The organism is Friedmanniella luteola (assembly GCF_900105065.1).
Taxonomy (GTDB): Bacteria; Actinomycetota; Actinomycetes; order Propionibacteriales; family Propionibacteriaceae; genus Microlunatus; species Microlunatus luteolus.
Genome location: NZ_LT629749.1, coordinates 576,333 through 596,286, shown reverse-complemented (window position 1 = coordinate 596,286; position 19,954 = coordinate 576,333). Strand labels below are relative to the sequence as shown.

Here is a 19,954-nt window from a genome sequence, read left to right as displayed (position 1 = left end):
CGGTGACCTAGATTATGCAATTGCCTACGGACCGTTCTCCGTTCTGGCGCTGCGCGACGCCTTCCGCACCAACTCACGCTCACGACGCTGCCAGACCTCGGTGAGCGCCGCGTCGGACGTCGACTCGGCGACACGCGCTCCCAGCCCAACGAGGTAACACCTAGGACACTTCTGGAGCAACCGGTCCTTATCTGGTTCCTCAATCCCCCACACATAAGACGAGCCCGCGTCCAGCTGGTCCCAAATCTCATATGCCGACTCGAGCAACTCGATAGCAGCGACAGGTCGACCAAGCCTCAGCAGGCAGAGGGCGCGGTTGGCAACATTCACCGTTCCCTTGAAACCCTTGCTCGACGCGAGGTCCAGGGCTTTAAGGGCTGCCCCAGGATCGTCGGGGAGGACACAGAAACCGTAGTTATTGTGCAACTCAGGATCGTCCCAGTCACTCTGTCGAACAGCCTCAAACAGGGCTGCAGCAGCGTCACGCTTACCCGCCCTCAGCATAGCCGCTGCATTTCTCACTAGATGTTGATCGCGGATGGCTCGCTCGTCACCAGCAACAGCGAGATCGGCCACGCGGTCGGCTAGATCCGCCATGTCAACATGCCGCAGAGCCATCTGAGCAGGACTCACCGGGGCCAAGTTCTCGTTCCCGCGCCGGTAGGCCCACTCAAGCCGCAGGCTCTCGGGTGCCCAATCAGAGAGGTACGTCACCGTGAATCGATCAAACATCCACACCGCGAGACGATCCGGGCGCCCTTCAGGTGCCGGTCCCTGCGCGTCGGCAGAGACGTTCCAACTCAGGAGGTCCTCAACGCTTGCCGCTCGACACCAATTCGTCACGTGCCTGTGGAAATCACCAGCCACGGTGAAGACAATCTTCGCAGCGGTCTCCTGATCGAGTCTGCGATCGTTAACTGAAACCTCATGATCCGACGCGAGCTCGCCCTTCTCTAACGCGTCGGCGTACATGGAGTCGCGCAAACTCGTCCGGCTGTCAACCTCGCCTATATCGGGGTTCTCCGACGACTCGGCTTCAGACAGGGTACGTCCGAGAACACTCCCGACAATCGCCTGAGTCACGCTGTCAGCCAACGGACCGTGCGCGATCAGCTCAACGTCGAATCCACGCCGCGCTAGTTCGCTCATACAAGCCGCGACTTCTTGGTGCTGCTCCAACGTCCGGTCGAATGGATGCCTCTCGAACGTGCGCTTCAGAGAGACGAATAACGCGGCCGTTGACCAACCTGATGGCTGCGCATTCTCGCTGTCGCGGTAGTAGACCTCGGACGCGTCAAAGGCGCGGTCCACAGTTGCTACGAGTTCTCTACTAGCACGAATGCGCGGCCGAATCTGAAATGCAAGCTCGTCAGAGGCATCCAACTTGGTGTACTGAGCAGGACCATGGATGCTCAGCAGTTCTTCGCACTCCTCCCCACAGCCTCGGCCACCAGTAGGGAGATCAACGCTGAATGGGCATTCGGCTAGCAACTCAGGAGATTGGCACTGCGCACTCATGCGGCTCAGAGCGGTTACAAATATTTCTCGTTCTGGCCCTTCCGAGGGGAGGTCTCGGCGACTCGTCACCGATACGCATCCTTACGTTGGACCACCGTAAGAACGTGGGCAGTACCGTCCTCATTCATCTCGAATAGGACTCGGTGCGACCTACCCAAACGCGCAGAACGGACACCCTTGAGAGGACCAACGAGCCTCTTTCCCAGACCCGGCTCCGTGTCAAGGCGCGCGATGAGCGCTTCGGCCTTCTCGCGCATCGAGGGTGGCAAATCCTGGATATCGCGCTCCGCACGCTTGCTCTTGGTGGGCATACTCAGTTTGTTCCGCTGTGCTCGTGGGCCTCTGCCCTTGCCTCAGCGAGAGCGTCCATCGCGTCAGAGTCAGCTAGAACGTTCAGAGTCTCGATCAGGGACTCATACTCGTCGTACCCGAGCACGACCGCCATGGGGCGGCCGTGACGGGTAATGGTAAACACGTCTGCACTTGTACCGACCTGCTCGACGATCTCACTGAGCCGGTCGCGAGCCTCGGTCAAACTTGCCGCGTCCATCGGGCCTCCGCTGCCAGGGTTCATAGGTGCAATGTACAGAACTCCGGGCAGTTGGGCAACCGAATCGTACGGAACTCTGGGCAGAGTGCCGGCTGGACGAGTCGGTTGCGCGACGAGCTCGCTCGGACAGTTGCGATCAGAGGCCGCGACGGAGGACCCGACCGACCTCAGCGCGCTCGGCGCCCTCGAGCGCCGAGGGCCTGCACGCGGCGGGTGCGATGCCTCTCGGCGAGACAACCAGCTGCTCGGCTGGACTGCTTGGCACTAGCGAGCAACGAAGCGCACGGCGCGCCGGCTCAGGTCCGGGCGTGCTACAAAGCCAGCGGCGCCCCACGACCTTTGACTGCGGGTGTGTCGGATCGTCGTTGCTCCACAACGCCTCCCACATGTACGCAGACTCGGGGAGGCCGCCGGGGATGGGGTTCAACAGCTCGGTCATGGAGAGGTCCACGATCACGCTCTTGGATGCTAGGAAGTCCTTTATCGCGTCGTACTTGGCCATCGTGCTCCTTCCGCTAGCTACTGGTCCTACGTCCAGCCTCAGTGCAAGCACCGAGGCCCTGTCCAGCACGACACCTCAGGTCCAGGCCGACCAGGTCCTCATTCAACGAGCAAGGAGGGCGGCTTTCCAGCGCCTAGGTGAGCTCCCCGGGGGGGGCACCACACCGACAACTGCTGCAAGAGGGCCGAGGAGGATCGCCTCCGTCCGGGAACTGCCTACCCCAGCAGCGTCAGAGCGCTAGGCGGGACCGGACGAAGGGAGGCGGCCGAGCACCGGCTTCGCTTTCAAGGCGGCAGCGTTGACAGCAACGCTGACAGCAACGACTCGCCGAAAGCCGGCACGAGGGCAAGCCCTATTCGGCTCTGACTAGGTTCGATGCACATCGGCGGACACCTCGCGGGGACCTTGTAAACAGGCGGTTGTCGGTTCGAGTCCGACCGTCAGCTCCCCGCCTGACCGTCCGCCTCGGTCGACGCGAGAGCCAGCGACAGCGCCTGCTCCAACGACAGCAGGGCCCCCTCCCGCCGCACCCGCTCGAACACCGCCGACCCGAGCGCCGCCTCCGCCTGCCCCAGCACGTAGCCGCGCAGCGCCTGCAGCCCGGGCCAGACCGACACCCCCACCAGCTGGCGCGCGTGCTCGGCCGCCCCGAAGAGCCGGGCCGCCGCCTCGGGCCGCTGCAGGGCCAAGGCCACCGCGCCCAGTCCGTCGATGCAGTACGACGAGCCCTCCTGGTCGAGCAGCCGGCGGTGGATCTCCACCGCGGCGACGAACGACGCCCGGGCGCCCGCCACGTCCTCCGCCGCCAGCCGGTCCATCCCCAGCAGGTCCTGCAGCAACGCCCTCAGGTGGTCGTCGTCGATCCGGTCGGCCGCGGCCAGCGCCTCGGTGTGGATCGCCGCGGCGTCGGCGGCCCGGTCACCGGACAGGGCCAGCTGGCCGCGGATCGAGAGCACGAAGGCCAGGCCCCAGTCGTCGCCGAGGGTCCGGAGGGTGCCGACCGCCTCGTCGAGGAGCCGGTCCGCCTCCACCGGGTCGGAGGCCAGCTCCACCATGCCCAGCCCGGCGAGCGCGAAGGCGTGCAGGCGGGGGTCGACGCCGTCGCTCAGCTCGCGCAACCGGGTCAGGTACGGCGAGGCCTCGGCGGCGTGGCCCTGCGAGACCCGGAACATCCCCCGCGACCACAGCAGCAGGGCCGCCGGCAGCGGCGCGAGCCGCTCCGCCGACGGCAGGGCCGCCGCCGCCTCGCTCAACCCGCTCATCGTCGTCATCAGCCCGCGGGTCCACCAGTAGCTGAACAGCGGCGCGGCCAGGGCGACCACCGACTCGGCGTCGTCGACCTCGACCGCGTGCTGCATGGTCGTGCGGATCTCCTCGAACCGCCGGTCGACCTCGCGGGTCCAGCGGCGGTTGTCGGGCCCCGCCAGGCCCTGCCCGGCCGTCATCACGAAGCCACGCAGGTAGGTCGTCAGCCGGGTCAGCGTCGCGTCGCGCTCCCCCCGCTCGTCCAGGCGCTCCCGGGCGTACGCCCGGACGGCGCCCAGCAGGGTGAAGCGGGGCTCGTCGGCGTCGGCGAGGTCCGGCTCGGCGGTCAGGTCGACGGCGCTGACCAGGCTCTGGCTGACCAGCGACGACAGCGTCTCCAGCACGTCGAGGTCGCCGTCGACCACCCCCACGGCTTCCGCCGCCTCCAGCGTCCAGCTCTGGGTGAACACCGACAGCCGGGCCAGCAGGGTGCGCTCGGACTCGGCCAGCAGGCTGTGGCTCCAGTCGATCGTCGCCCGCAGCGTCCGCTGCCGCGCGGGCACGTCGACGACGTCGGCGGCGAGGTCGAGGTCGTGGTCGAGGTGGCGGCCCATCCGCTCGAGCAGGGCCTGCGGCGACAGCACCCGCAGCTGGGCGGCGGCCAGCTCGATGGCCAGTGGGATGCCGTCCAGGCGGCGGCAGAGGCCGGCCACCGCCTGCGCGTTCGCCGGCGTGAGCGCGAAGCCCGGCCGCACCTGGCGGGCGCGCTCGACGAAGAGCTTGACCGCGTCGAACCGGTCGACCTGGCCGCTCTGCACGTCGTCGCCCGGGACGGCGAGCGGCGCGAGCGGCACCGTGCGCTCGTTGCGCAGCTTGAGCCGGATGCGGCTGGTGACCAGCAGGGCGATCGCCGGGCTCGCCGCCAGCAGCTCGGCCAGCGCCGGGGCCGCCCCGACCACCTGCTCGGCGTTGTCGAGCACGACGAGCACCCGCTTGGCCCGCAGCCGGTCCACCAGCAGCGGCACCAGGTCGTGCTGCCCCTCGCGGCGCACCCCGAGGGTGGCGGCGATCCGCTCCACCACCAGGCCCGGGTCGGTGACCGGGGTGAGGTCGACGAAGAACACCCCGTCGAGGTCGGCGTGCGGGTCGGCGGCCAGCGTCGCCGCGATCTCCAGGGCCAGCCGGGTCTTGCCGATCCCGCCGGGCCCGACGAGGGTCACCAGCCGGGCCGCCTCGTCGCGCAGCAGCGCGGTCACCTGGCGGAGCTCCCGTCCGCGCCCGACGATCGGGGTCGGGGACACCGGCAGGCGGCCCGGCTCCAGCTCGGCCGGCGCGTCCTGCTCGGTCCCGGCCGCGCGGGCGCTCCCGCCCCGCGCGGTGGTGAAGCGCTCGGTCAGCAGGACGGCCAGGTCGTCGGCGACCAGGCCCGTCAGCTGCCGGGCGTTGCTGAACGGCTTGTACGCCGCCCGGTCGTCGGCCTCCAGCCGCTGCAGCAGCTCGGCCAGCCGCGGCTGGCGGTCCTCGACGTCCTTGACGTAGATCAGCTTGGGCCGGTCGCCGGAGAGGAGGTATTCGTCCTCCAGGCCCGAGACCTCCTCCCCCGGCGCCACCCAGCCGTAGCTGGCGGCGTAGATCCCGAGAAACACCTCGCTCTGCTCGAGGTAGGCGCGGTAGAGCTCCCGCGGCGGGTGCGGGCGGGCGCCGAGCTCGAACATCACCGGCGTCAGGTGCAGCCGGGCGATGGCCCGCCGGACGGCCGCCCGCTCCTCGGCCAGCTCCCGCAGCGTCGAGGAGACGAAGATGCGCAGCCGCCGGTCGGGCGTCCAGATCGGGTCGGTCGCGGGCGGGTCAGGCGGCACGACCCACCCCCACGCCGGCCGGCTCGGGTCGTCGGCGCAGGCCGGCGGCGGCGGTCACGAGCATCAGGACAGCCAGGCCGAAGAACACCCAGGTCGCGGGCGCCCCCCACCGCAGCGTGGCGGGGAACCGCAGCACCGCGACGAGCACGAGCACCACGAGGACGGCGTAGGCGGCCGCGATCACCCGCAGCGGACGCAGGTCGCCGACCCGGAGGGCCAGCACCGCCGCGAGCCCGAACGCCAGCAGCCAGGAGGCCACCGCCCGGCCGGTCAGCGGGGTGAGCGGCCACGGCCAGAGCACCGCCTGGCTGCGCGGCACGACGTAGAGCGCGAGCCCCACCAGCACGAAGACCGCGCCCTGCACGGCCAGCCCGGCCCGCAGCCAGGACGGCATCGGGGCCGCGCCCTCGGTGCTCGGCCCGACCGCGTCAGCCGGCGAGGGTCGGCGCCGCACCAGCAGCACGGCCATCGCCACGGGCACCACGACGTAGACCGCCAGCCAGAACCACGCCGCCGCCCGGGCGACCGCCCCCGGTGCGGCCAGGTGGAAGCGGTCGAGGTGCAGCAGCGTCGCCAGCAGCGTGGCCACGGTGAACAGCAGCACCGCGAGGTAGGGGATCCGGACCGCGGGCCAGCGTCCCGAGCGCAGCGCCAGCACCACCATGACGCAGCCGGCCCCGTAGGCCGCGCCCAGGAACGCGGCCGTCGTCGCCGGTTTGATCGTCCACGCGAAGTACTGCTCGGTCCGGGTCGCGCCGACGAACAGCGCCACGAACGCGAGCACGGTGAGACAGGTGAACGCGGCGAGCAGCCGCCGCATCCCGGTGCTGATCATCGAGCCCCCGCTCCCTTGACCACCGAGAGGACCAGCCAGTACGTATTGGCTGTGACGACGGTAGACGATCCTGGCCGGGAGCGCTCCGACGTTGCGGGTGCCATCGTCTGGATCAGCGCCGACCTCGATCTGCGGGACCGCGTCGCCGCCGTGCTGGGCCGTCGCTACGGCGCCGACTACGCGCTGGTCGCCGCCGCCGACGGACCCGCGGCCGAGCGCGAGCTGGCCGCGACGGGCCACGACGTCGCGCTGGTGCTGGCCGGGCTCGGCGAGGCCGACACCGACGGGCTCGCCGAGCTCGACCGGCTCGCGGCCGGCCACCCCCACGCGGTCCGGGCCACGGTCGTGCGGTGGGGCGACTTCGAGGCCGCGGAGACGGTCTTCGCGGCGATCGCGGTCGGCCGGCTCGAGGGCTGGGTCTTCCGCCCGCGCAGTGCGGGCGACGAGCAGTTCCACCTCGCCGTCACCGAGCTGCTGGACCAGCGGGCCGGGCGGCGGGAGGCCGCCGGCGAGGCCGTCCAGGTGGTCGGCGAGCCGCACGCCGCCCGGTCGCACGAGCTGCGGGACATGTTCGCCCGCAACCGCGTCCCCACCCGCTTCTACCCCGCCGACCAGCCCGACGGCCAGACCTTGCTGGCGACGCTCGGCCTGACCGAGCCCGAGCTGCCCGTCGTCGTGCTGCGGTTCCGGCCGGGGCAGCCGGTGCTGACCAACCCGGACGCGGTCGAGATCGCCGCGGCGTTCGGGCTGCTCGAACCGGTCGCCGAGCTCGGGGTGTTCGACGTGGCGGTGGTGGGCGCGGGACCGGCCGGGCTGAGCGCCGGCGTCTACGCCTCGTCGGAGGGGCTGCGGACGGTGGTCGTCGAGCCGCTGGCCATGGGCGGCCAGGCGGGCACCAGCTCGCTCATCCGCAACTACCTCGGCTTCCCGCGCGGGATCAGCGGCTCCCGGCTGGCCGCGCACGCCTACGAGCAGGCCTGGTCGTTCGGCACCACCTTCCTGTGGTCCCGCCACGTCACCGGCATCACCGCGGACGAGGACCAGCGCGTGCTGCACCTCTCCGACGGCGCCGAGCTGCGGAGCCGGGCGGTGGTCGTCGCCTCCGGGGCCGAGTGGCGGCGGCTGGACGTGCCGGCCCTCGACCCGCTGCTGGGCCACGGCGTGTTCTACGGCGCCCCGGTCACCGAGGCCCTCGGCGTCGCCGGGAAGGACGTCTACATCCTCGGCGGCGGGAACTCCGCCGGCCAGGCGGCGGTCTTCCTGTCCCGGTTCGCCCGCTCGGTGACGGTCGTCATCCGCAAGGACAGCCTCGCCAGCTCGATGTCGGACTACCTGATCCGCGAGATCGACGCGTTGCCCACCGTCGCGGTCCACCCCCGCGTGCAGGTCGTGGACGCGCGCGGCGAGCAGACGCTCGAGGCGCTGGTGCTGGAGGACGTGCGCAGCCACGAGCGCACCGAGGTCCACGCCGACGCCCTGTTCGTGATGATCGGCTCGGTCCCGCACACCGACTTCCTGGGCGCCGACGTGGCCCGGGACCGGTGGGGCTTCGTGCTCACCGGCCCCGACGCCGCCGTGGACGGCCACGTCCCGCTGCTGTTCGAGTCGAGCCTGCCGGGCGTCTTCGCGGCCGGCGACGTGCTGCACGGCTCGGTCAAGCGGGTGGCCTCGGCCGTCGGGGCCGGGGCGACCGTGGTCAGCATGGTGCACCAGTACCTGCAGGCGCTCGACCAGCCGTCCTGACCTGGTCCCGTCCGGCGGACCCAGCGTCGCGCCACGCGGGAGACTTAGGTTAGCCTCACCTCATGTACCGATCGATGGCTCGTGTGGCCCTGCGACGACCGCTCGCCGCGCTCGTCCCCCTGCTGCTCCTCGTCGCGATGGCCGGCTGCTCGGCCGCTGACGCCGAACCGGTGGAACCGGCCGCCTCGGGGTCGGGTGCCTTCCCGGTCACCCTCGAGCACCAGTTCGGCAGCACCACCATCCCGGCCGCCCCGCAGCGGGTGGTGACCGTGGGCTTCAACGAGCAGGACTACGCGCTGGCCTTCGGCGTCGAGCCCGTCGGCGTCCGCGAGTTCCTCGGCTACGACGCGCCGGACCGGCCCTGGGCCCCCGACGGCGTCCGCGGCCAGGACATCCCGACCCTCGGCTCCCAGGACCTGGAGTTCGAGAAGATCGCCAGCCTCGCCCCCGACCTCATCCTGGGCATCAACAGCTACATCGACCAGGCCGACTACGACAAGCTCGCCGCCATCGCCCCCACCGTCGCCCAGTCCGGCGACGTCCCCCTCGGCGCCACCACCTGGCAGGACCAGACGCTGACCACCGGCAAGGCCCTCGGCCGGGACGCCGACGCCCGGGCCCTCGTCGAGCGCACCCAGACCGCGTTCACCGACGCCGTCGCGGCGAACCCGGGCTTCGCCGGGAAGTCGGCGGCCTTCGCCCTCGGCTCGTCCGACAGCGGCACCTTCAGCCTCGGCGCCGACGACTACCGCACCGGATGGCTGGCCGAGCTCGGCTTCACCGTCCCCGCGACGAGCACCGAGGTCAGCTTCGAGCGGCTCGACGTCCTCGACGCCGACGTCCTGCTGGTCGAGGGCTTCGAGCAGAAGGCCCTCGACAACAAGCTGTTCGCCGCGCTGCCGGTCGTGGAGGAGGGCCGGCTGGTCCAGCTGGGCGCCTTCGACCAGGACTTCGCGGCCGCCCTCGGCTTCAACTCCCCGCTGAGCATCCCGTTCCTGCTCGACGTCGCCGTTCCGCGGCTGGCCGCCGCCACCGACGGCGACACCAGCACCACCCCCGAGCCCTACACGGGCTGACCGTTCACCGCCCCCGGCGTCGCCTGCGGCGGCGCCGGGTGGTCCCGGTTCGGTCCCGGGTCAGCAGACCGGGCCACGACCAGAAGGCCCCACCGACCTTCGAGAAGAGCACGACGATCTACAAGGCCGCGGTGGCGTACCGGACCGACCTCGACCGCGACAGGGCGGCGTCGCCTGCGAGAAGCGCTGATCCTGGATCCCGTCCCACGTGGGCTCAGCGGGTGTAGTGCCCCGCCTCGAGGTCGGCGAGCAGGGTCGGGTGCGTGGGCGTCCAGCCCAGCGCCGCCCGCGTGATCGCGCTCGAGGCGGGGATGTCCAGGCCGAAGAACATCCCGATCCAGCCGAAGTGCTCGGCCGCCTCCTCCGGCGGGATCGATCGGGTCGGCAGACCCAGACCGCGGCCGAGGGCCTCGGCGATCGCCCGGGCCTGGACACCCTCCTCCGCGACGGCGTGCACGACGGTGCCGCCCGGCGCCTGCTCGAGCGCCAGCGCGACCAGGCGCGCCGCGTCCCGGACGTGCACCGCGGACCAGCGGTTGCCGCCGTCGCCGACGTAGCCGGCCACGCCGGTGCGGCGGGCCACCCCGGCCAGGGTCGCGACGAAGCCGTGGTCCCCCGCCCCGTGGACGGTGGGCGCGAACCGCAGGCTGACCGTCCGGACGCCGCGCTCGGCGTACCCGAGCGCCAGCTGCTCGCCACCACCCCGAGGGCTGTCCGGACCCCCGGGTGCCGCGTCGTGCTCGGTGATGGCCCGTCCGGGACCCACGATCGCCGTCCCGGCGGCGAACAGCAGCGGCCGGCCCGAGCCCTCCAGCGTCGAGGCCAGCGTCTCGAGCGCGGCGCGCTCGGTCCGGCCGGCCCCGGCGTAGTCGGAGAAGTCGTGGTTGAAGGCGAGGTGGATGACGCCGTCGGCCTCCGCCGCGCCCTTGGCGAGGCTGTCGAGGTCGTCGAGGCTGCCGCGCAGGACCTCGGCGCCCGAGGCGGTGACGGACGCCGCGGACTGGTCCGAGCGGGCCAGGCCGACGACCTGGTGACCGGCCGCGACCAGCTCCGGCACGACGGCCGAGCCGATCCAGCCCGAGGCTCCGGTGACGAAGACGCGCATGGTTGCTCCCCTCCGCGGCTCGTGGCCGCGGTCGTTGATGTCAGTTGCTGACATGACGACGCTAGCACGCCATGTCAGCCGCTGTCATCAGTAGGATCAGCGCATGGGTCGATGGCAGCCGGACGCGCGCGGGCGCCTGCAGCTGGCGGCGCTCGAGCTCTACGGCGAGCAGGGCTTCGAGCAGACGACCGTCGCCGACATCGCCGAGCGCGCCGGCGTCACCGAGCGGACGTTCTTCCGCCACTTCGCCGACAAGCGCGAGGTGCTCTTCGACGGGGCGTCGGAGCTGGAGCGGCGGGCCGTCGAGGCGATCCTCGTCGCGCCTCCGTCCTGCCCTCCGGTGGAGGCGGTCGGCGCCGGGATGGCCGCCGCCGCCGCCCCGCTCGACGAGGTGCGCGACTACTCCCGACTGCGGGCCGCCGCCATCGCCGGCCACGCGAGCCTGCAGGAGCGCGAGCTGCTGAAGCTGGCCGCGCTCACCGCCGCCGCGACGGCCGCCCTGCACGAGCGCGGGGTGCCCGAGCCGGCCGCCACCCTCGCGGCCGAGGTGGGGGTCGCGGCGTTCAAGGTCGGCTTCGGCTGGTGGATCGCCGACGACGCGACCGACACGCTCACCGCCTGCATCCGGAGCGCCCTCGACCAGCTCCGCGCGCTCACCTCGCAGCCGGCCACCCGGGCGGCGGCGGACCGATGAGCGACGGGGCCGACGCGGTCACCCGGCTGCAGCGCTGGGAGGCCTTCGGTGCCCCCTGGCAGCTCGTCGACGACGACGGCCGCCGGGTGACCGTCGCTCTCTGCCGTTGCGACGGCGGCGAGGAGGTCGACCGCCTCACCTCAGCCGACCCGGCCCTGCGCGCCTTCCTCGACGGCCGGACCAGCAGCGTCGCCGACGAGGGCTGAGCTGCGGCCCTTCGACGAGCTCAGGGAACGCGGCCCCTCGACGAGCTCAGGGAGCGGGGTCAGAACAGCGTCGGGGGCTCGTCGACCGCCGGTGCGGCGGCGACGCGGGCCGAGGCGGGGCGGGCGCGCAGCCAGGCCGGGCGGTCCAGGCCGTGCCGGGCGATGATCACCTTCGCGCGCCGGGCCAGGTCCTCGGCGTAGGAGCGCAGCACGTAGGAGCCGCCGCGGTACAGCTCGGCGTAGGCGTCGACGAGGTCCGGCCGGTGCTCACCGAGGTGCTGCAGGAACCACTCCCGGCTGCCCGGCCGCAGGTGCAGGGCCATCACGGTGGCGCTGGTCCCACCCGCCTCGGCGATGTCGGCGAGGATCGCGTCCAGGTCGTCGTCGGAGTCGGTGATCATCGGCAGCACCGGCGCGACCAGCACCTGGCAGGGCAGGCCGGCCGACGTGATCGCCCGGACCAGGTCCAACCGGGCCCGGACGCTGGGCGCCCCGGGCTCGAGCAGGGCGTGCAGGCGCTCGTCGGCCAGGGCGATCGACACCCCCAGGTTCACCGGCACCTCCGCGGCAGCCGCGGCCAGCAGGGGCAGGTCGCGGCGCGCGAGCGTCCCCTTGGTGAGGATCGAGACCGGCGTGCCCGAGCCGGCCAGGGCGGCGATGATGCCGGGCATCAGCCGGTAGCGACCCTCGGCCCGCTGGTACGGGTCGGTGTTGGTGCCCAGCGCGACGGGCTCGCGTCCCCACGAGGGTCGGCGCAGCTCCCGGGCCAGCACCTCGGCGACGTTGGTCTTGACGACGATCTGGGAGTCGAAGTCGCCGCCGCTGTCCAGGCCCAGGTAGGTGTGCGTGTTCCGGGCGAAGCAGTAGACGCAGGCGTGGCTGCACCCCCGGTAGGGGTTGACGGTCCAGCTGAAGGGCGCCGCCGACGTGCTCGGCACCTTGTTGAGCGCCGAGCGGGCCAGCACCTCGTGGAAGGTGATGCCGGCGAACTCGGGCGTCTGCACGGTCCGGACCAGGTCGGCCAGACGGCCCAGCCCCGGCAGGGCGCCCGCGGACGCCGCGGAGTCCTCGGCCGCGAGTCGCTGCCCGTCCCATCGCACACCAATATTAGAACACACGTTCGACACGCCGCCGTGGTCGCGCATCCTTGCCCTCGGACCCCGCCGCCTTCCCGAGCCGGACGGGCGGCGGATGAGATACTCAGCCGTGCTCATCCCCCAGCGCAGACCCGTCGACGGCGTCTGCCCCTCGGCCCGGGCCGACGCGGCCTGGCCGTCCCGACATGGCTGACCCGACCGCCGGCGCCCGCCCTCGTCGCCCGGTCCCCGGGCCCGCCTACCGCCTCGCCGCCCTGGCCGCCCGCTCCCTCGGCTTCGGTGACGCGACCTTCGCCCTCGTCGACGGCCCCGTCCAGGGCGTGATGGCCTCCACCCGGCCCCGCTCCGACGCCGACGGGCTGGCCGCCGCCCAGCTGAGCGAGGTCGTCGCGGCGACCGGGAAGCCGGTCGTCGTCGGGGACCTCGCCGCCTCGCGGGACCCGGCCGCGAGGGGCGCCAACGGCGCCTTCGTCGGGGTGCCGCTGCTGGACGGCAGCCAGTCCGTGGTCGGGGTCCTGTACCTCACCGACATCGTGCCGCGGGCCATCCGGGCCGCCGACGTCGAGCTGCTGACCGACTTCGCCGCGGTGGCGGCCGACCAGCTGGACCTGACCCGGCGGGCCAACAACCTGCAGGGCCCGAGCGAGCGCGGCTCCGCAGCCCTGGTGCGGGCCATCGGGCACGGCGAGATCGTCCCCTGGTACCAGCCGATCGTCGAGCTGCGGACCGGCCGGATGACCGGCCTCGAGGCGCTGGCCCGGTGGGAGCACCCCTCGGGCGCCCTGGACGACCCGGGGGTCTTCATCCCGCTGGCCGAGCGGACCAACCTGATCGTCGACCTGGACCGCGCGGTCATGCGGCGGGCGTTCCTGGACGTCAGCCGCTGGCGGACCCGGCACCCCGGCCTGCGGGTGAGCGTCAACCTCTCGGGTCGCCACCTCGACCAGGAGGACTGGGTCGACCAGGTCCGGCGGGCCGCGGCGACCGCGGAGCTCGACCCGTCCGCGGTCACGCTGGAGCTGACCGAGACCGTCCGGCCGAGCGGCCCGGGCCTGACCGCCGACACCGTCGAGGAGGCCCGCGACGTCGGCTTCCAGGTCTGGTTCGACGACTTCGGGACCGGCTGGGCCTCGCTGCAGGAACTCGTCACCTACCCGCTGGACGGCATCAAGATCGACCGCTCCTTCGCCGCCCAGCTGGGCCGGCACGTCGACAACACCGTCGTCCGGGCGATGAGCACGGCCGCGGCCGAGCTGGGGCTGAAGGTCACCATGGAGGGCGTCGAGACCCGCGAGCAGGCGGTCATCGCCCGCGAGCTGGGCTGCGACTACGGCCAGGGCTACCTGTGGTCCCGCCCGTTGCCGGCCGCGCGGCTCGAGGCCCTGCTGGTCACCGAGGACGGCGAGCTGCCGGTCCTGGGCTGAGTCCCCGGCGGCCGGACCGCGGCGGCGCCCTTCGACCGGCTCGCCGCCCTTCGACAGGCTCAGGGCCCTTCGACCGGCTCGCCGCCCTTCGACAGGCTCAGGGACCGGGGCGGCTCGAGGACCGGGGGCGGCTCAGCTGTGGACGGCCGCCTCGGCGAGCTGCCGGAGGACCTCGCTGTCGGTCACCAGGCCGCCGAACAGCTCTCCCTGGCCGAGCCCGCAGCCGAGACGGCGCAGGAGGTCGACGTCCTCCTCCGTGCGGACGCCCTTGACCGCCGTCATCAGGCCGAAGTTCTGGACGCCGCGCACCATCAGCTCGAGCAGCCCCTCGGCCGCCTTGGAGCTGTGGTCGAGCAGCGTGCCGTCGAGCTTGACGGCGTCGATCGGCAGCCGGGCGAGCCGCCGGACCGAGCTGTGGCCGGCGCCGAAGTCGTCCAGGCTGATGCCGGTCCCGCCGGCCCGCAGCTGGGCGAGGTTGTCCAGCACGACGGGGTCGTCCACCAGCTGCAGGTCGCTGACCTGCACCATCAGCTGCTGGGCCGGCGTGCCGGAGGCCTGCAGGGCGGTCCGGACGTCGTCGAGGACCCGGGAGCGGCCCAGGTGCCGCACCGAGACCCGGACGCTCAGCCGGACCCCGCCGAAACCGGCGGCCTCCCACTCGGCGATCTGCAGGGCGGCCCGGCGCAGGGCCCAGGCGTCGAGGTCGAAGATCAGGTCGGTGGTCTCGGCCACGGGCCGGAAGTCGGGCACCGCCACGACGCCCACGCCGGGTCGGCTCCAGTGCAGGACGGCCTCCCAGCCGAGCGGGCGGCGGGTCGTCAGGTCCATCACCGGCTGGAAGCGCAGCTGGAGCTGGTTCTGCCACAGCGCCGACCGGAGACCCTTCTCCAGGTCGACCCGGGTCTGGAGCTCGCGGCGCAGGCCCGCGTCGAAGACCTCGGTACGGCCGCGTCCGCGGTTCTTGGCCCGGTAGGCGGCCGTGTCGGCCTCGACGAGCAGCGCGTCCGCGTCGGTGCGGGCGTCCTGGCTGATCGCCACGCCGACGCTGGCCCCGACGGTGACGTCCTCGCCGTTGCTCAGCCGGATCGGGGCCGACACCTCCGCGATGAGCCGCTCGCCCACCGCGACCGCGGACTCCTCGTCGACGACCGGCTCCAGCAGCACGACGAACTCGTCGCCGCCCAGCCGACCGACCACGTCTCCGCCGCGGACCACCGTCTGCATCCGCCGTCCCACGGTCCGCAGCACGTCGTCCCCGGCGCTGTGGCCGAAGGTGTCGTTGACCGCCTTGAAGCCGTCGAGGTCGACGAACAGCAGGCCGATCATCGCGCCGCTGCGCTGGGCGCGGCTCAGCGTGCCCTCGAGCAGCTCGAGGCTCTGCGCCCGGTTGGGCAGCCCGGTGAGCGAGTCGTGGGCTGCCTGGTGCGCCAGCTCGGCCTGCGCCTCGTCCCGCCGGCGGTCGGCGGTGCCGATCTGGTGGATCGCCACGTTCATCCGCGCCACCACCAGCAGGAACATCACCACCGACGCGATCACCACCGCCCAGATGTCCGGCGGCACGTCCAGCAGGTGCTGGACGGCGAGCGTGCCCGGGGCGACCAGCACGGCGGCGGCGGTCGAGATCTGCCGGCGCCGGCTGAACACCGGTCGACCGGGCGGTGCGACGGCGGAGAGCGTCCGCATCGAGGGGTGCAGCGCGGCCGCCCCGATGAGCAGGTAGGACAGCAGCCAGATGAAGTCGATGGGGCCGGTGCTGCCGAGGGACAGCAGCCCCAGGGCGGTCGCCGCCGTGTCGGCGATGATCACCAGCCCGATCGCGATGACGATCATCCGCAGCGCCGCCGTGTGCGTGCCGGGGGTGATGATCAGGGCCACCAGCATGGCGATGATCGTGATGTCGAGCAGCGGGTAGGCGGCGGCCACCGCCGCGGCCAGCCACGAGTCGGCGGACTCGTCCAGGGTCGGCCGGGCCAGCAGCACCCAGCACAGCAGGTAGAGGCCGACCGCGACGGTGAGGCTGTCCAGCGCGCCCTCGACGTCCCGTCGCGGCCGACGGCCCTTGGTGAGCAGGAACAGGCAGAGTCCGAGCAGGGGGTAGCCGGCCAGGTACAGCACGTCGGCCGCGGTCGGGAAGGCGTCGGTGGGCGCGACGGCGTCCTGGACGGTCCCCACCAGGTCGGCCAGCACCCAGGCCAGCTGGCTGGCGGCCAGCGCGAACCAGGCCCGACGCCGCTGCGGCTGGTGCAGCCGGATCCCCACCAGGACGCCCACCGTCCCCAGCACGCCGACCCCGACGTAGATCACGTCCCGGGCGGCCCCGGCGGGCACCAGCTGGTGCAGGGTGACGAGCAGCAGCCCGCCGCCCAGGAAGACCAGCCAGCCGTACGGCCGACGGGCTCCACCCCGGACGGCGAGGGCGGCGCCGCTGCGGTCAGCCATGCTGCCGGACGAGGACAGGTCGCCGGGAGCGGCCCGACGGGAGGGTCGCCGCCACCGCGGGCGCCTGCGGCGGCAGTCCGTCGACCACGCCGGGCGGGGTGTGGAAGAGCCACAGCGAGAGGGCGCGGTAGGTGTCCCAGTCGTGGGCCGGCACCCGGAGGGACACGTGGTCGACGCCGTCGGCGTGCCGGACCCGGACCGTCTCCAGCTGGACCTCCGACGTGCCCGGCAGGTGCAGCGTGACGAGCCCCGCGGTCTCGTTGAGCGTGCCCTGCGGCAGCTGGACGGCGGCGCCCCCGACCGAGAGGTCGACCAGCTCCCCACGCTGCCCGTTGAGGTTGATCGCGGCCCGGACGGGCGCGCGGTAGGCGTTGCGCCGCGAGGTCGCGTAGGCCGAGTCGTGGATGCGCCGCAGGCCGAGGCTGAGGACGACCAGGGCGAACACCAGCCAGATCCCGGAGGCGATGGTGCCGCCGACGGTCACCGTCCAGGGCGCCCACCCGCTGATCCCCAGCACGCCGTAGACCACGACGAAGAGGGTCAGGGCCACGAGCCCCCAGAGGACGCCGGGGACCTTCCCCCGGGCCCGGCCGCTGGCGCCGGACTTGGGCGTCACCTCGAACTTCAGCTCGCGCCGGGTGAGCAGCCACCACAGGCAGGACAACCCCACGGGCACCCGGAGGATGCGGAGCGCGAAGGCCGTCCGCCAGCGCAGGTGCATCCGGAACAGCTGCTTGGCGCCCCACAGCCGGGTGCTGAACATGAGCAGGAAGGCGATGGTGAAGGCCAGCGGCGAGGCCGTCGAGGTCTGGGCCCCGCTGACCAGGATGGCCGCCGGGATGAGGAAGGAGACGGCCGTGCCCACGCCCTCCAGCCAGAACAGGGTGCCGCTCAGGTACTCGTAGTAGTTGCGCCAGGACAGCCAGCGCTTGGCCGCCCACAACCGCTCCTTCACCAGGACCTGCATCGAGCCCATGCCCCAGCGCCGGCGCTGCAGCAGGTACTGGTCGGGGGTGCTCGGGGCCAGGCCGACCGCCAGCACCTGGTGGTGGTAGGTCGTCTTCCACCCGGCGCGCAGCAGGTTGAGGGTGGTGTGCATGTCCTCGACGATCGTGTCGGTCGAGACCCCGCCCACCCCGGCCAGGGCCGCGGTGCGGATGAGCGAGGTGGAGCCGCACCAGAACGGACCGGCGCCGTCCTTGTTCCGGGCGGGCATCAGCACGTAGAAGAACATGCCCTGCTCGCCGGTCTCGCCGTCGTCGTCGAAGGCGCCGACGTTGTAGTAGGCCTGCGGGGCCTGGACGAGGGCGACCTCCGGGTCGTCGAACCAGCCGAGCGTGTCGGTCAGGAAGGTGGGCAGCGGCACGTGGTCGCAGTCCAGGACGGCGATGACGTCGACCGGCTCCGCGCCCGCGGCCACCTCGGCCTGGAGCAGGGCCAGGGCATGGTTCATGTTGCCGGCCTTGGCGTGGGTGTGCTCGTCGCGGCGGACGTAGCGGGCGCCGTAGCGGGTGGCCATCTCCTCCACCCAGGGCCGGTCGCCGTCGTCGAGCACCCAGGTCTGGTGCGCCGGCCGCAGCTCGCACGCGGCGGCGATGGTCGGGGCGATCACCTCGACCGGCTCGTTGTAGGTGGGGATGAAGACGACCGAGCGGTGACCGGGGTCGGCGTCGGTGACCGGGTCCGGACCGACCGTGTCGATGTTCCAGAGCGTGATGGTCCGGAAGACGATGCCGGACAGCGGGACGGCCTCGAAGGCGACCAGCACCAGCGCGGTGGCCAGGTCGAAGCCGCCGGCGGGCAGCGTGAAGAGCAGCCGCCACGTCAGGTACAGCGTGAGGGCGGTGATCGAGGCGAGGCCACCCAGGTGGGCCATCTGCCGCGACCGCGAGCCCTCGGGCCGGGGACGGCCCAGCAGGTTGGCCCAGCTGGCGAGTCGGGCGCCGCTGGTCACGGAGGCCCGGCCTGCCCGGATCAGCACGGGCATCCGGGGGCGGGGCCGCACCGTCATGGCGCGGTCCCGTCAGCTCTCGACGGCCTGAGGGCAGCGTGCACGGGGTGACCTTTCCTAGCCAACCCCGAGTTCGCTGGGCTGATCGTATCGCCCGAGGTCGGCAAAGGCGGCTGATCGCCCGCCGGTGGCCGCACCAGCCGCGCCCCGGCCGCCGGAGCCAGGTCCCGGTCTGCACGGGGCGACCAGGGATCCTCGGCGATTTCCCGGCCGGGAGGCCCAGGAGGAGACTGGGTCGGTGACGGTGAGCGTGTTCGACCTCTTCAGCATCGGGATCGGCCCGTCGAGCTCGCACACCGTCGGCCCGATGCGGGCGGCCGGCCGGTTCGTGACGACCCTCGCGGACGAGGGCCTGCTGGGCCGCACCACGCGCGTCCGCTCGGAGCTGTTCGGCTCCCTCGGCGCGACCGGGCACGGGCACGGCAGCTACGACGCCGTCGTCTGGGGCCTGGAGGGCGAGGACCCGCAGACGGTCGACACCTCCACCGCGCCCGCCCGCGCCGCCGAGGTCCGGCAGACCCGGCGGGTCCGGCTCGCGGGGACGCACGAGGTGGACTTCGACCCGGACGAGGACCTGGTCCTACACCGCCGGCGCGCCCTGCCCTTCCACCCCAACGGGATGACGTTCACCGCCTGGGCGGGCGACCAGGTGCTGGCCGAGCGGACCTACTACTCCATCGGCGGCGGCTTCGTCCTCGACGACGACGGGACGGGCACCCCGGCGCTCCGGCCGGACCCGACGCCGGTGCCCTACCCCTTCCGGACGGCCGCCGAGCTGGTCGGGTTGTGCCGGGCGCACGGTCTGCGGGTCAGCGACCTCATGCTGGCCGACGAGTGCGCCCGCCGCCCCGAGGCCGACGTGCGGGCGGGCCTGCTGGAGATCTGGGCGGTGATGACCGCCTGCGTCCGGGCGGGCAGCGCCACCCCCGGCGTCCTGCCCGGCGGGCTCAAGGTCCGGCGGCGCGCGGCCGAGCTGCACACCTGGCTGCAGCTCACCGCCGACCCGGCCGACCCGCTCACCGCGCTCGACTGGGTGAGCCTGTGGGCGCTGGCCGTGAACGAGGAGAACGCCTCGGGTGGCCGGGTCGTGACGGCTCCCACCAACGGCGCGGCGGGCATCATCCCCGCCGTCCTGCACTACGCCGTCCGCTTCCTCCCCGGCGCCGACGACGACACCGTCGTCCGCTTCCTGCTGGTCGCCGGGGCGATCGGGGCCATCTACCAGCAGACCGCCTCCATCTCCGGCGCCGAGGTCGGCTGCCAGGGCGAGGTGGGCACCGCCTGCTCGATGGCCGCCGGCGCGCTCACCGAGGTGCTCGGCGGCAGCGTCGAGCAGGTCGAGAACGCGGCCGAGATCGGCATGGAGCACCACCTGGGGCTGACCTGCGACCCGGTCGGCGGGCTGGTGCAGATCCCGTGCATCGAGCGGAACGCCGTCGGCTCGGTCAAGGCCATCACCGCCGCCCGGCTGGCCCTGCGCGGCGACGGCCGGCACACCGTCAGCCTCGACCAGGTGATCAAGACCATGATGGAGACCGGCGCCGACATGAAGGTCAAGTACAAGGAGACCTCGCGGGGCGGGCTCGCGGTCAACATCGTCGAGTGCTGAGCCGCCCGACGCCGAGCACCCCCGTGGCCCGCTGAGCACGC

At 72.7% G+C, this 19,954-nt stretch carries 16 protein-coding genes; 6 read left to right on the top strand and 10 right to left on the bottom strand.

From position 1 onward, the window contains the following. Positions 1 to 24 precede the first annotated feature (24 nt). The 6 genes from BLT72_RS02790 to BLT72_RS02765 form a co-directional block, all read right to left on the bottom strand. Positions 25 to 1,311: a tetratricopeptide repeat protein gene (locus tag BLT72_RS02790; protein WP_091409859.1), complete on the bottom strand. Its 1,287-nt coding sequence runs from the start codon at positions 1,309 to 1,311 to the stop codon at positions 25 to 27. A gap of 272 nt (positions 1,312 to 1,583) precedes the next feature. Beyond that, positions 1,584 to 1,829, bottom strand: a complete 246-nt coding sequence (locus BLT72_RS23450) for a type II toxin-antitoxin system RelE family toxin (protein ID WP_091409855.1) — start codon at positions 1,827 to 1,829, stop codon at positions 1,584 to 1,586. A gap of 2 nt (positions 1,830 to 1,831) precedes the next feature. Further along, positions 1,832 to 2,092, bottom strand: a complete 261-nt coding sequence (locus BLT72_RS02780; RefSeq protein WP_091409850.1) for a type II toxin-antitoxin system Phd/YefM family antitoxin — start codon at positions 2,090 to 2,092, stop codon at positions 1,832 to 1,834. A gap of 112 nt (positions 2,093 to 2,204) precedes the next feature. Beyond that, positions 2,205 to 2,570 carry a hypothetical protein gene (locus BLT72_RS02775; RefSeq protein WP_091409846.1) on the bottom strand — a complete coding sequence of 122 codons (366 nt, stop codon included), beginning with the start codon at positions 2,568 to 2,570 and terminating at the stop codon, positions 2,205 to 2,207. Positions 2,571 to 3,010: 440 nt separating this feature from the next. Next, complete coding sequence (locus BLT72_RS02770) at positions 3,011 to 5,674, bottom strand: DUF4062 domain-containing protein (RefSeq protein WP_091409843.1); 2,664 nt, start codon at positions 5,672 to 5,674, stop codon at positions 3,011 to 3,013. Next, the gene (locus BLT72_RS02765; RefSeq protein WP_091409839.1) at positions 5,664 to 6,509 is read right to left on the bottom strand and encodes a hypothetical protein; all 846 of its coding nucleotides are present in this window, start codon (positions 6,507 to 6,509) and stop codon (positions 5,664 to 5,666) included. The genes BLT72_RS02770 and BLT72_RS02765 overlap by 11 nt, the downstream gene beginning before the upstream one ends. A 51-nt stretch (positions 6,510 to 6,560) precedes the next feature. Between BLT72_RS02765 and BLT72_RS02760 the strand changes: the two genes are divergently transcribed. Together BLT72_RS02760 and BLT72_RS02755 are read left to right on the top strand one after the other, a co-directional pair. After that, entirely contained in the window at positions 6,561 to 8,252 is a 1,692-nt protein-coding gene (locus BLT72_RS02760; RefSeq protein ID WP_091409834.1) for an NAD(P)/FAD-dependent oxidoreductase, read from the top strand. A gap of 62 nt (positions 8,253 to 8,314) precedes the next feature. Next, positions 8,315 to 9,328, top strand: a complete 1,014-nt coding sequence (locus tag BLT72_RS02755) for an ABC transporter substrate-binding protein (RefSeq protein ID WP_091409832.1) — start codon at positions 8,315 to 8,317, stop codon at positions 9,326 to 9,328. Between the two features lie 214 nt (positions 9,329 to 9,542). On the opposite strand, the gene BLT72_RS02750 is transcribed toward BLT72_RS02755, so the two are convergent. Further along, entirely contained in the window at positions 9,543 to 10,433 is an 891-nt protein-coding gene (locus BLT72_RS02750; RefSeq protein WP_091409829.1) for an SDR family oxidoreductase, read from the bottom strand. A 103-nt stretch (positions 10,434 to 10,536) separates the two neighbouring features. On the opposite strand from BLT72_RS02750, the gene BLT72_RS02745 reads away from it, so the two are divergent. Further along, positions 10,537 to 11,127, top strand: a complete 591-nt coding sequence (locus tag BLT72_RS02745) for a TetR/AcrR family transcriptional regulator (RefSeq protein ID WP_091409826.1) — start codon at positions 10,537 to 10,539, stop codon at positions 11,125 to 11,127. Next, positions 11,124 to 11,333, top strand: a complete 210-nt coding sequence (locus tag BLT72_RS02740; protein ID WP_091409823.1) for a hypothetical protein — start codon at positions 11,124 to 11,126, stop codon at positions 11,331 to 11,333. Before BLT72_RS02745 ends, BLT72_RS02740 begins: the two co-directional genes overlap by 4 nt. Before the next feature lie 59 nt (positions 11,334 to 11,392). On the opposite strand, the gene BLT72_RS02735 is transcribed toward BLT72_RS02740, so the two are convergent. Further along, entirely contained in the window at positions 11,393 to 12,478 is a 1,086-nt protein-coding gene (locus BLT72_RS02735; protein WP_157720255.1) for an Rv2578c family radical SAM protein, read from the bottom strand. A 137-nt stretch (positions 12,479 to 12,615) separates the two neighbouring features. Between BLT72_RS02735 and BLT72_RS02730 the strand changes: the two genes are divergently transcribed. Next, positions 12,616 to 13,854: a sensor domain-containing phosphodiesterase gene (locus BLT72_RS02730; RefSeq protein ID WP_091409816.1), complete on the top strand. Its 1,239-nt coding sequence runs from the start codon at positions 12,616 to 12,618 to the stop codon at positions 13,852 to 13,854. A 132-nt stretch (positions 13,855 to 13,986) separates the two neighbouring features. On the opposite strand, the gene BLT72_RS02725 is transcribed toward BLT72_RS02730, so the two are convergent. Next, positions 13,987 to 16,293 carry a putative bifunctional diguanylate cyclase/phosphodiesterase gene (locus BLT72_RS02725; protein WP_091409813.1) on the bottom strand — a complete coding sequence of 769 codons (2,307 nt, stop codon included), beginning with the start codon at positions 16,291 to 16,293 and terminating at the stop codon, positions 13,987 to 13,989. Beyond that, positions 16,286 to 18,304 (bottom strand): glycosyltransferase family 2 protein, encoded by a 2,019-nt coding sequence (locus BLT72_RS02720; protein WP_091409810.1) that lies wholly within the window; start codon positions 18,302 to 18,304, stop codon positions 16,286 to 16,288. Before BLT72_RS02720 ends, BLT72_RS02725 begins: the two co-directional genes overlap by 8 nt. A 238-nt stretch (positions 18,305 to 18,542) precedes the next feature. Here BLT72_RS02720 and BLT72_RS02715 point away from each other — a divergent pair, with 238 nt between their 5' ends. After that, positions 18,543 to 19,913 carry an L-serine ammonia-lyase gene (locus BLT72_RS02715; RefSeq protein WP_091409806.1) on the top strand — a complete coding sequence of 457 codons (1,371 nt, stop codon included), beginning with the start codon at positions 18,543 to 18,545 and terminating at the stop codon, positions 19,911 to 19,913. Positions 19,914 to 19,954: the final 41 nt, after the last annotated feature.

Coding starts and splice junctions, on each gene's coding strand:
- BLT72_RS02725 (WP_091409813.1), bottom strand. CDS start 16,293: ATGGCTGACCGCAGCGGCGCCGCCCTCGCCGTCCGGGGTGGAGCCCGT.
- BLT72_RS02750 (WP_091409829.1), bottom strand. CDS start 10,433: ATGCGCGTCTTCGTCACCGGAGCCTCGGGCTGGATCGGCTCGGCCGTC.
- BLT72_RS02775 (WP_091409846.1), bottom strand. CDS start 2,570: ATGGCCAAGTACGACGCGATAAAGGACTTCCTAGCATCCAAGAGCGTG.
- BLT72_RS23450 (WP_091409855.1), bottom strand. CDS start 1,829: ATGCCCACCAAGAGCAAGCGTGCGGAGCGCGATATCCAGGATTTGCCA.
- BLT72_RS02780 (WP_091409850.1), bottom strand. CDS start 2,092: ATGAACCCTGGCAGCGGAGGCCCGATGGACGCGGCAAGTTTGACCGAG.
- BLT72_RS02720 (WP_091409810.1), bottom strand. CDS start 18,304: ATGACGGTGCGGCCCCGCCCCCGGATGCCCGTGCTGATCCGGGCAGGC.
- BLT72_RS02735 (WP_157720255.1), bottom strand. CDS start 12,478: ATGCGCGACCACGGCGGCGTGTCGAACGTGTGTTCTAATATTGGTGTG.
- BLT72_RS02740 (WP_091409823.1), top strand. CDS start 11,124: ATGAGCGACGGGGCCGACGCGGTCACCCGGCTGCAGCGCTGGGAGGCC.
- BLT72_RS02755 (WP_091409832.1), top strand. CDS start 8,315: ATGTACCGATCGATGGCTCGTGTGGCCCTGCGACGACCGCTCGCCGCG.
- BLT72_RS02730 (WP_091409816.1), top strand. CDS start 12,616: ATGGCTGACCCGACCGCCGGCGCCCGCCCTCGTCGCCCGGTCCCCGGG.
- BLT72_RS02765 (WP_091409839.1), bottom strand. CDS start 6,509: ATGATCAGCACCGGGATGCGGCGGCTGCTCGCCGCGTTCACCTGTCTC.
- BLT72_RS02745 (WP_091409826.1), top strand. CDS start 10,537: ATGGGTCGATGGCAGCCGGACGCGCGCGGGCGCCTGCAGCTGGCGGCG.